The following is a 10761-nucleotide window of genomic DNA, read 5'->3' on the forward strand; positions in this document are numbered from 1 at the left end:
TTCCAGTTCCAGTTTTCAGGTATCCATGACCGAATCACACCTCGAAGATCCCAACGCCCCCCGCGAGGCCGAGAAATACGACAACCCGGTGGCCAGCCGCGAGTTCCTGCTGGATTTCCTCGCGGGCCAGGAGGGGCCGACCACGCTCAACCGGCTGATCAGCGAGCTGGGCTACGACGGCGACGAGGAGCGCATCGAGGGGCTGCGTCGGCGCCTGCGTGCCATGGAGCGTGACGGGCAGGTGATCCGCAACCGCCGCGGCGGCTACGTTCCCGTGACCAAGGCCGAACTGGTGCGCGGGCGGGTGATCGGCCACCGCGACGGCTTCGGTTTCCTGGTCCCCGACGAGGGCGGCAACGACGTGTTCCTCTCCCCGCGCGTCATGCGCGCGCTGCTGCACGGCGATCGCGCCGTGGTGCAGGTGGTGGGCGAGGACCGTCGCGGGCGTCCCGAGGGCGCCCTGGTCGAGGTGATCGAACGCGCCAATGCCGAGATCGTGGGACGCTTGGTGATCGAGGCCGGCGTGGCCTTCGCCATCCCCGACAACAAGCGCATGACCCAGGACGTCCTGATCCCCATGGAGGCGCTGGGCGGGGCCAAGGATGGCCAGATCGTGCGCGTGGCACTGGTCGAGCAGCCCACCCAGCGGCACAAGCCGGTCGGCAGGGTCGTCGAGGTGCTGGGCGATCACATGTCGCCCGGCATGGAGATCGACGTCGCCATCCGTGCCCACGGCATCCCGCACGAGTGGCCGGAGGCCGTCAGGGAGCAGATCGAGGGCATGAGCGACCAGGTCGCCGAGTCCGACAAGATCGGCCGGGTCGACGTGCGCGACGTGCCGCTGGTCACCATCGACGGGGCCGACTCCAAGGACCTCGATGACGCGGTCTTCTGCGAGCCGACCCCCAAGGGCTTCCGCCTGATGGTCGCGATCGCCGACGTGTCGCACTACGTGCGCATCGGCGCGCCGCTGGACCAGGAAGGCTTCCGCCGCGGGACCTCGGTCTACTTCCCGGGCCGCGTCGTGCCGATGCTGCCCGAGCTTCTCTCCAACGGCCTGTGCTCGGTCAACCCGGACGTCGATCGCCTCTGCCTCTGCGCCGAGATGCTGATCAACAACCAGGGGCAGATCATCCGCTCGCGGTTCTTCGAGGGGGTGATGAGAAGCCACGCGCGCCTGACCTACGACAACGTCGCGGCGATGCTGCTGGACAACGACCAGGCCGAGCGCGCGAAGTACGCCCACGTGATCAAGCCGGTCGAGGCCCTCTACGAGCTCTACAAGGTCCTGCGGGCCGAGCGCGAGCGCCGTGGTGCGATCGACTTCGACACCATCGAGACCAAGATCGTCTTCGGCGAGGACCGCAAGATCGAGGCGATCGTTCCCTACGAGCGCAACGACGCGCACAAGATCATCGAGGAATGCATGATCGCGGCCAACGTGGCCGCCGGTCGCTTCCTCGCCCGGCGCAAGATCCCGTCGCTCTACCGGGTGCACGACCGCCCGGGGGCGGAGAAGATCGAGGACCTGCGCGCCGCGCTCAAGGAGAAGGGGCTGACCCTCGGCGGCGGCGAGAAGCCCACCCCGGCGGACTTCAACGCCCTGATCGAGGAGGCCAAGGGCCGCCCCGACTTCGCCACCATCCAGACCCTGCTGCTGCGTTCGCTCCAGCAGGCAGTCTACGCGCCGGAGAACCTGGGGCACTTCGGCCTGGCGCACGAGCATTACGCGCACTTCACCTCGCCGATTCGCCGCTACCCCGACCTGATGGTGCACCGCGCCATCCGGCACGTGCTGCGTACCGGCAGTGCCGAGGGTTTCCCCTACAGCCACGACGAGATGCTGCTGATCGGCGAGCACTGCTCGAACAACGAGCGACGCGCCGACGAGGCCACGCGGGATGCCACCGACTGGCTCAAGTGCGAGTTCATGCTCGACAAGGTGGGCAACGTCTACGAGGGTCGCGTCGCCTCCGTGCTGGGCTTCGGCCTGTTCGTCGAACTCAAGGACTTCTACGTCGAGGGGTTGCTGCACATCACCGCCCTGAGCAAGGACTTCTACCACTTCGACCCGGTGTCCGTGTCGCTCAAGGGCGAGCGGACCGGCAAGACCTACTCGCTCAACGACACCATCCGCGTGCGCGTCGCCCGGGTGGATCTCGACGAGCGCAAGATCGACTTCATGCTGCCGGAAGAGGACGACGAGTCGTCCGACGGCGGCAAGGCCGAGGAATCCGGCGCCTCGGCCGCCGGGGACAAGGGCGAGGGATCCAAGAAACGCCGCCCGCGCCGGCGCAAGCGCCGCAAGCCGGACAGTGGCGAGAACGGTGGCAACACGTCCGGCGGGAAGGCTGAAGACACGGGCGGGGACGGCGGCGAGCCGAAGGACGACGACGCGGCGGCCGACGAGGCCGCGGACAACGTCGGCAACCGCTGACGGTTCGCGTCGTGGCGGAAGAGACGTGGATTGGCGGCTTTCACGCCATCGAAGCGGCGCTGGATCGTCACCCGGAGCGGATCGCGGAGATCGCCGTCAGCGAGGGGCGTTCCGACCGTCGCGTCCGGCGTATCCGGTCGCAGGCGGCCGCCGCCGGCGTCGCGGTCGAGGATCGTCCCGATGCCTGGTTCGACCGGCTGCGCAGCGACGGCCGGCCCCTGCGACACCAGGGCGTGGCTGCCCGCATGGCGCTGCGCCCTGCTGGTGACGAGGCGGAACTGGGCGAACGGCTGTCCGCCGCGACCGAGCCGCCGCTGCTGCTGGTGCTCGACGGGGTCACCGATCCGCACAATCTCGGCGCCTGCCTGCGCGGGGCCGAGGCCGCCGGCGCGCTGGCCGTGATCGCGCCGAAGGACCGGGCCTGCGGACTGACGCCGGCGGCGCGCAAGACCTCGGCGGGGTCTTCCGAGCGTATCCCCTTCATCCAGGTCACCAACCTCGCGCGCACGCTGGCGGACCTCAAGCAGCAGGGCGTGTGGATCGTCGGTGCCGCCGGCAGCGGCCCGGTGTCCCTGTACGAATGCGACTTCGCCCGCGAGCCCGTGGCCCTGGTGATGGGCGCCGAGGGCAGCGGGCTGCGGCGGCTGACCCAGGAACGCTGTGACCAGCTGATCCATATCCCCATGGCCCCGGGGGTGGAAAGCCTCAACGTATCGGTGGCCTCGGCCGTCTGCCTGTTCGAGTTCCGTCGACAGCGTCTGGCCGGGGGCTGACCGCCCGGCGGACGCCGGGCTTCGAAACCGTTTCGCGTTTCCGTTAAAATGCGGGTCACTACATTTCACAGTGGTCCGGTGTTTTCGCCTCGCGAGCGAGCGCCTACCAGGGAGTCAGTTGCCGTCATGAACCTTTCCGATCGGGTCCGCCGGGTCCGTCCGTCGCCCACACTCGCCGTTACCGCCAAGGCCGCCGAACTGCGTGCGGCCGGCCGGGACATCATCAGTCTGGGTGCCGGTGAGCCGGACTTCGACACCCCGAAGCACATCGGCGAGGCCGGCATCCAGGCCATCCGCGACGGTTTTACCCGGTACACCGCGGTCGAGGGCATTGTCGAGCTGCGCCAGGCGATCGCGGACAAGCTCGAGGCCGACCAGGGGCTCGAGTACGGCCTCGACCAGATCATCGTCTCCACGGGCGGCAAGCAAAGCATCTACAACCTCTGCCAGGCGCTGCTCAACCCCGGCGACGAGGTGATCATCACCGCGCCGTACTGGGTCTCCTATCCCGACATGGTGCGCCTGGCCGGCGGCGAGCCGGTGATCGTCTCGGCCGGTCAGTCGCAGGGCTTCAAGATGACGCCGCGCCAGCTGGAGGCGGCGATCACCGACAAGACCCGGCTGGTGATGCTCAACAGCCCGTCGAACCCGACCGGCGTGGCCTACACCCGCGAGGACTGGGAAGCGCTGGCCGAGGTGCTGCGCGATCATCCCGAGATCATGGTCGCCACGGACGACATGTACGAGAAGATCCTCTGGGCCGACGAGCCGTTCTCCAACATCGTGATGGTGGCGCCGGACCTGATCCCGCGCACCGTGGTGCTCAACGGGGTGAGCAAGGCCTACGCGATGACCGGCTGGCGGATCGGGTACGCGGCCGGGCCGGCCGACCTGATCAAGGCGATGAAGGTCATCCAGTCGCAGAGCACTTCCGGGCCTTGCTCGATCGCGCAGAAGGCCGCGCAGGAAGCGATCGCCGGCGACCAGTCGGAGATCGACGCGATGGTGCGTGCCTTCCGCGAGCGGCACGACTACGTGGTCGAGGCGCTCAACGAACTGCCCGGCGTGTCCTGCCTGCCGGGGCAGGGGGCGTTCTACAGCTTCCCCGATGTCTCCGAGGCGATGCGTGCGCTGGACCTCGGCGACGACGTGGCCTTCTCCGAGTACCTGCTCGAGAAGGCCGGTGTGGCGGTGGTGCCCGGCTCGGCCTTCGGCGTGCCGGGCCATGTGCGCTTGAGCTACGCCACCGGGCTGGATGCCCTGCGCGAGGCCATCGGTCGCATCGAGGCGATCCTGCCGGCCTCCTGACCCTGTGCCATTCTGCTGCGCGGTCGCCGGGGCGCGACCGCGCGTGTTTTGCCCGAATTTCAAGCCCGAGCGGCTGGGAGATGACTGATGGATGAGAACCGCAAGAAAGCCCTGGGTGCCGCCCTGTCCCAGATCGAACGGCAGTTCGGCAAGGGGGCGGTGATGCGCATGAACGACGAGGGACGAAGGAACGTCCCGGTGATCAGTACCGGTTCGATCTCGCTGGATGCCGCGCTCGGCATCGGCGGGTTGCCGCGCGGTCGCGTGGTTGAGATCTACGGTCCGGAGTCCTCGGGCAAGACCACGCTCACATTGCAGACCATCGCCCAGGCGCAGAAGGAAGGTGGTACCTGCGCGTTCATCGATGCCGAGCATGCCCTCGACCCGGGCTATGCCGAGAAGCTGGGCGTGAACGTCGACGACCTGCTGGTCAGCCAGCCGGACACCGGCGAGCAGGCACTCGAGATCGCCGACATGTTGGTCCGCTCGGGGGCCGTCGATTGCGTGGTGGTCGATTCGGTCGCCGCCCTGGTGCCCAAGGCCGAGATCGAGGGCGAGATGGGCGATTCCCACGTCGGTCTGCAGGCTCGCCTGATGAGCCAGGCGCTGCGCAAGTTGTCCGGCAACATCAAGCGCACCAACTGCATGGTGATGTTCATCAACCAGATCCGGATGAAGATCGGCGTCACCTACGGCAGCCCGGAGACCACCACCGGCGGCAACGCGCTCAAGTTCTACTCCTCCGTGCGTCTCGACATCCGTCGCGTCGGCGCGGTGAAGAAGGGCGAGGAAGTCATCGGCAACCAGACCCGCATCAAGGTGGTCAAGAACAAGATGGCGCCGCCGTTCAAGGTGGTCGAGTGCGACATCCTCTACGGCGAGGGCATTTCCCACCTGCTCGAGCTGGTCGACCTGGGCGCCAAGCACGGCATCATCCAGAAGGCGGGGGCCTGGTACTCCTACGGCGACACCCGCATCGGCCAGGGCAAGGACAACGCCCGACAGTTCCTCGCCGAGAACCCGGAGATCGCCGAGGAGATCGAGGCCAAGGTGCGCGAGATCATGATGCCCAAGCCGGTGGTCGCCGACGCGCCCGAGGCCAGCGAGGCGCCTGTCGACGAGCAGGCCTGATCCGGCCACGGCATGGACGACGAGGAAAAGCGGCGCCTGCTCGACTGCGAGAAGCGCGCGGTCGGACTGCTGGCCCGGCGGGAGCACAGCCGGCTGGAACTGTCCGGCAAGCTTTCCGACCGCGGCTTTGCGCCTGACGAGATCGGCGAGGTGCTCGACCGGCTGGCCGAGGAGGGCTGGCAGTCCGACCGGCGCTACGCCGAGAGCCTGATCCGTGCCCGGGCGGCGCGTCGCTACGGCCCGGACCGGATCGCCTCGGAACTGGCGCAGCGGGGCGTGGACGAAGGCACCGCGAGCGAGGCCTTCGAGGCCGAGCCCCGCGACTGGGAGGCGATTGCCCGGGAGCAGCTGCTCGCGCGTTTCAACGGCCCGCCGCAGGACTTTCCCGACCGGGCGCGCCGTCACCGTCACCTCGTCCGCCGCGGCTTCCCACCCGACCTCTCGCACGGGTTGGCCGGCTGGTGGCCCGAGGACTCGCGGCAGGACCCCTGATTTCGACACGGGGTCACGCCGGTCGCTCCTGTCACGACCCATCGGAAAAGGCGCGGGGCTGCGCTACAATGCGGCCTTTGTCTACCCGCTTCCCGAGATGGTCCGTGCATGAAAACCAGCGCCGAGATTCGCCAAGCCTTTCTGGATTTCTTCGCCGAACGGGGGCACGAGGTCGTGCCCTCCGCGTCGCTGATTCCGGCCAATGACCCGACCCTCCTGTTCACCAACGCCGGGATGGTGCCCTTCAAGGAGGCGTTCCTCGGCCAGGAGAAGCGCGCCAACCCGCGGGCCGTCTCCGTGCAGCGCTGCGTGCGTGCCGGCGGCAAGCACAACGACCTCGAGAACGTCGGCTACACCGCCCGGCACCACACCTTCTTCGAGATGCTGGGCAACTTCAGCTTCGGCGACTACTTCAAGCGCGAGGCGATCCGCTACGGCTGGGACTTCCTGACCGACACCCTCGGCCTGCCCGCCGAGCGCCTGCTGGTGACCGTCTACCACACCGACGACGAGGCCTATGCCCACTGGCGGGAGGACATCGGCCTGCCCGAGGACCGCATCCTGCGCATCGGGGACAAGCCCGGCGGCGGCTCGGACAACTTCTGGCAGATGGGCGATACCGGCCCCTGCGGGCCCTGCTCGGAGATCTTCTGGGATCACGGCGAGCACATCCCCGGCGGCCCACCGGGATCGCCGGACGAGGACGGTGACCGCTTCATCGAGATCTGGAACATCGTCTTCATGCAGTACGACCGGGCGGCCGACGGCACGCTCAGCAACCTGCCAAAGCCTTCGGTGGACACCGGCATGGGGCTCGAGCGCCTCGCCGCGGTGCTCCAGGGCGTGCATTCGAACTACGAGATCGACCTGTTCCGTCACCTGATCGACGCGGCCGTCGAGGCGACCGGGGCCGCCGACCGTGACTCGGCCTCGCTCAAGGTGATCGCCGACCACATCCGCTCCTGCGCCTTCCTGGTCGTCGACGGCGTCCGCCCCGGCAACGAGGGGCGCGACTACGTGCTGCGTCGCATCATCCGCCGGGCGGCTCGCCACGGCCACAAGCTCGGCCAGGACGCGCCGTTCTTCCACAAGCTGGTCACCCCGCTGGTCCGGGAGATGGGCGAGGCCTACCCGGAGCTGGCCGAGGCGGCCGACGAGGTCGCCCGCGTCCTGCTCGCCGAGGAAGAGCGTTTCCTGCAGACGCTTGCCTCGGGCATGCAGGTGCTCGAGCAGGCGGTCGCCGGACTGCCGGCTGGCGGTACGATCAGTGGCGAGACCGCCTTCAAGCTCTACGACACCCACGGCTTCCCGCTCGACCTGACCGCCGATATCGCCCGCGAGCGCGGCTTGTCGGTGGACGAGGCCGGTTTCGAGCGCGAGATGGCCGAGCGACGCGCCCAGTCCCGCGCGGCCAGTCATTTCACCGCCGAGACGATCAAGATCGGCACGGACGAACCGACGGCGTTCGAGGGTTACGAGAACGAGTCCCTCGAGGCCCGGGTGGTCGCGGTGGCCCGCGAGGGCAGCCAGGCCGAGGCACTCGAGGGCGGCCAGCAGGGCGTGATCGCGCTGGATCGCACGCCCTTCTACGCGGAATCGGGCGGCCAGGTGGGCGACACCGGCGTGATCGAGTCGGCCAGCGGGCGCTTCGTGGTCCATGACACGCAGAAGCAGGGCGGGGTGATCCTGCACCATGGCACGCTCACCGACGGGCGCATGGCCCCGGGTGACGCGGTCACCGCGCGCATCGACGCCGACCGCCGCGCCGCGATCCGCCTGAACCACTCCGCGACCCATCTGCTGCACGCCGCGCTGCGCGAGGTGCTGGGCGACCATGTCCAGCAGAAGGGCTCGCGCGTGGGACCCGAGGCCCTGCGTTTCGACTTTTCCCATGACAAGCCGGTCAGCCGCGAACAGCTCACCGAGGTCGAGCGGCTGGTCAACGCCCAGATCCGCGAGAACCACGCCGTCGAGACCCGGGAGATGGCGATCGACGACGCGCGTGCCGCCGGGGCGATGGCACTGTTCGGCGAGAAGTACGGAGACACCGTGCGCGTGGTGACCATGGGGCCCTTCTCGATGGAACTTTGCGGCGGCACGCATGCCCGACGAGGCGGCGACATCGGCCTGTTCAAGATCCTTTCCGAGTCCGGGGTGGCCTCGGGCGTGCGCCGCATCGAGGCGGCAACCGGGGCCACCGCGCTGGCCGAGGCCGAGCGCGCCGAGCAGACGGTCGGCGAGATCGCCGAGCTCCTGCGCGGTCCGAAGACCGAGGCGGCCGAGCGCGTGGCGCAGATGCTGGAGCGTTCCCGGCAGCTCGAACGCGAGCTGGCGAAGCTCAAGGCCGAGCTCGCCTCGGTCAGCGGCGACGAGCTGGCCGACAGTGCGGAAACCATCGGCCCGGCGAAGGTGCTGGTCGCCGAGCTGCCCGGCGCGGATGCCGGCGCCCTGCGGGACAGCATGGACAAGCTGCGGGACAAGCTCGGCACCGCCGCGATCCTGCTGGGCACCGTCGACGACGGCAAGGTCCGGCTGGTGGCGGGGCTGTCCAAGGACCTGACCAAGACCTTCAAGGCCGGGGACTGGGTCAACGTCGCCGCCGCCGAGGTCGGCGGCAAGGGTGGCGGGCGGCCGGACATGGCGCAGGCCGGCGGCAGTGAGCCGGAAAACCTTTCCCGAGCGCTGGAAGCGGCGCGCCGCTGGGTGGAAGGGCAACTGGGCTGACGATGCGGCGGGGCATTCCCGCCGCGCCGGTTCGTCGGCACGGATGAAAAAGTCAAGTGGTCGGTTTATACTGTCCGGCTGCTTTGACCTTTTCACGTCAGCGAAACGTATCCCTATCCGACGCTTGAAGCTCAAGGAAACCCTATGGCGTTAATCGTTCAGAAATACGGCGGCACCTCGGTCGGCAGCGTCGACCGGATCCAGGCCGTGGCCGAGCGCGTGCAGCGGTCGGTGGAAAAAGGCGACTCCGTCGTGGTGGTGGTCTCCGCGATGAGCGGCGAGACCAACCGCCTGATCGGCATGGCGAGAGAGATCCAGGCCGAACCGACCCCGCGAGAACTCGACACCCTGGTGGCCACCGGCGAGCAGGTGACCATCGCGCTGCTGTCGATGGCCCTCCAGGCACGTGGCCAGGACGCGCGCTCCTATACCGGTGCGCAGGTGCGGATCCTCACCGACAGCACGCACACCAAGGCGCGCATCCAGTCGATCGACACGGACACGATCCGTGGCGACCTCGACGCCGGTCGTGTCGTGGTGGTCGCGGGCTTCCAGGGCGTGGACGAGCACGGCCAGATCACGACGCTGGGCCGGGGCGGCTCCGATACCTCCGCCGTGGCGCTGGCCGCGGCACTCCATGCCGACGAGTGCCAGATCTACACCGACGTCGACGGTGTCTACACCACCGATCCGCGGGTCGTGCCCAAGGCCCGCCGTCTGGACCGGATCACCTTCGAGGAGATGCTGGAGATGGCCAGCCTGGGCTCGAAGGTCCTGCAGATCCGCTCGGTGGAGTTCGCCGGCAAGTACAACGTGCCCCTGCGGGTGCTGTCCTCGTTCCAGGACGGCCCCGGCACCCTGATTACCCTGGAGGAAGACGGCGTGGAAGAACCAGTAATTTCCGGGATCGCGTTCCACAAGGACGAGGCCCAGTTGACCATCAAGGGCGTGCCGGACAGCCCCGGGATCGCCTACAAGATCCTCGGCCCGATCGGCGAGGCCAACATCGAAGTCGACATGATCCTGCAGAACATCGGTGCGGACGAGACCACCGACTTCACGTTCACGGTGCATCGCAACGACTTCGACAAGGCCCTCGACCTGATGCGCAAGACCGCCGAGGAGCTCGGCGCGCGCGAGGTCTCCGGCAACCACAACATCGTCAAGATCTCGCTGGTGGGTGTCGGCATGCGGTCGCACGCCGGGATCGCCTCGAAGATGTTCCGGGTGCTGGCCGAGGAGAAGATCAACATCCGCATGATCGCCACGTCCGAGATCAAGATCTCCGTGGTGATCGACGACAAGTACCTGGAGTTGGCCGTTCGCGCGCTGCACGATGCCTTCGAGCTGGATACTCCCGAGATTTCGCTGAGTTGATCCGGCTGACGGGCTAATATCAGAAAGTCAGGGTCCGAACGGAGATATCGACGGACCCATTACCACAGAGGCTGACGAGTTATGTTGATTTTGACCCGCCGAATTGGTGAGGTGCTCCGCATCGGTGACGACGTCGCCATCACCGTGCTTGGCATCAAGGGAAACCAGGTCCGAATCGGTATTGATGCGCCCAAGGATGTCGCCGTGCATCGCGAGGAGATCTACCAGCGCATCAAGAACGAAACCGACGAAGGCGGCAGCAACGAGTCGGCCTGAGTTTCCTGCCACGTTTTCCGCTGCCCCTTCCGCCTCGCCGTCTGACGGCGTGACGGGTGGGTTGCGTCTGCCCATCCGGGCCCTGGTCGAGGTCGGAAGGCGAGGGCACGAGTGCGCCGGTCGGGCGTTGATTCTTGCTCTCAAAGCCGCTACCATGCGGCGCTTGTTGGAGAGGTGGCCGAGTGGCTGAAGGCGCTCCCCTGCTAAGGGAGTAAGGGGTTTATAGCCCCTTCGAGGGTTCGA

At 67.9% G+C, this 10761-nt stretch carries 8 protein-coding genes; all 8 read left to right on the forward strand.

Going from position 1 to position 10761, the window contains the following annotated elements; genetic code table 11:
* The first annotated feature begins 25 nt into the window (after window positions 1-25).
* The 8 genes from rnr (at window position 26) to csrA (ending at window position 10518) form a co-directional block, all read left to right on the forward strand.
* Window positions 26-2437 (forward strand): ribonuclease R, encoded by a 2412-nt coding sequence (rnr, locus tag ACLFMY_RS02600; protein WP_410762971.1) that lies wholly within the window; start codon window positions 26-28, stop codon window positions 2435-2437.
* A gap of 11 nt (window positions 2438-2448) precedes the next feature.
* Window positions 2449-3210: a 23S rRNA (guanosine(2251)-2'-O)-methyltransferase RlmB gene (gene rlmB, locus ACLFMY_RS02605; protein WP_410762972.1), complete on the forward strand. Its 762-nt coding sequence runs from the start codon at window positions 2449-2451 to the stop codon at window positions 3208-3210.
* A 126-nt stretch (window positions 3211-3336) separates the two neighbouring features.
* Complete coding sequence (locus tag ACLFMY_RS02610; protein WP_410762973.1) at window positions 3337-4518, forward strand: pyridoxal phosphate-dependent aminotransferase; 1182 nt, start codon at window positions 3337-3339, stop codon at window positions 4516-4518.
* A gap of 87 nt (window positions 4519-4605) precedes the next feature.
* Complete coding sequence (recA, locus tag ACLFMY_RS02615) at window positions 4606-5649, forward strand: recombinase RecA (protein WP_410762976.1); 1044 nt, start codon at window positions 4606-4608, stop codon at window positions 5647-5649.
* A gap of 12 nt (window positions 5650-5661) precedes the next feature.
* Entirely contained in the window at window positions 5662-6141 is a 480-nt protein-coding gene (locus ACLFMY_RS02620) for a regulatory protein RecX (protein ID WP_410762977.1), read from the forward strand.
* 108 nt (window positions 6142-6249) lie between these two features.
* Window positions 6250-8865 (forward strand): alanine--tRNA ligase, encoded by a 2616-nt coding sequence (gene alaS, locus ACLFMY_RS02625; protein ID WP_410762978.1) that lies wholly within the window; start codon window positions 6250-6252, stop codon window positions 8863-8865.
* Window positions 8866-9009: 144 nt separating this feature from the next.
* Entirely contained in the window at window positions 9010-10242 is a 1233-nt protein-coding gene (locus ACLFMY_RS02630) for an aspartate kinase (protein WP_410762979.1), read from the forward strand.
* A gap of 81 nt (window positions 10243-10323) precedes the next feature.
* Complete coding sequence (csrA, locus tag ACLFMY_RS02635) at window positions 10324-10518, forward strand: carbon storage regulator CsrA (protein WP_410762980.1); 195 nt, start codon at window positions 10324-10326, stop codon at window positions 10516-10518.
* Window positions 10519-10761: the final 243 nt, after the last annotated feature.

It is taken from the genome of Guyparkeria sp., from assembly GCF_046545975.1.
Lineage (GTDB): Bacteria > Pseudomonadota > Gammaproteobacteria > Halothiobacillales > Halothiobacillaceae > Guyparkeria.

Excerpts from the sequence above, each read along its gene's own strand:
- ACLFMY_RS02630 (WP_410762979.1), top strand. The coding sequence starts at position 9,010 with ATGGCGTTAATCGTTCAGAAATACGGCGGCACCTCGGTCGGCAGCGTC.
- recA (WP_410762976.1), top strand. The coding sequence starts at position 4,606 with ATGGATGAGAACCGCAAGAAAGCCCTGGGTGCCGCCCTGTCCCAGATC.
- rnr (WP_410762971.1), top strand. The coding sequence starts at position 26 with ATGACCGAATCACACCTCGAAGATCCCAACGCCCCCCGCGAGGCCGAG.
- ACLFMY_RS02620 (WP_410762977.1), top strand. The coding sequence starts at position 5,662 with ATGGACGACGAGGAAAAGCGGCGCCTGCTCGACTGCGAGAAGCGCGCG.
- csrA (WP_410762980.1), top strand. The coding sequence starts at position 10,324 with ATGTTGATTTTGACCCGCCGAATTGGTGAGGTGCTCCGCATCGGTGAC.
- ACLFMY_RS02610 (WP_410762973.1), top strand. The coding sequence starts at position 3,337 with ATGAACCTTTCCGATCGGGTCCGCCGGGTCCGTCCGTCGCCCACACTC.
- alaS (WP_410762978.1), top strand. The coding sequence starts at position 6,250 with ATGAAAACCAGCGCCGAGATTCGCCAAGCCTTTCTGGATTTCTTCGCC.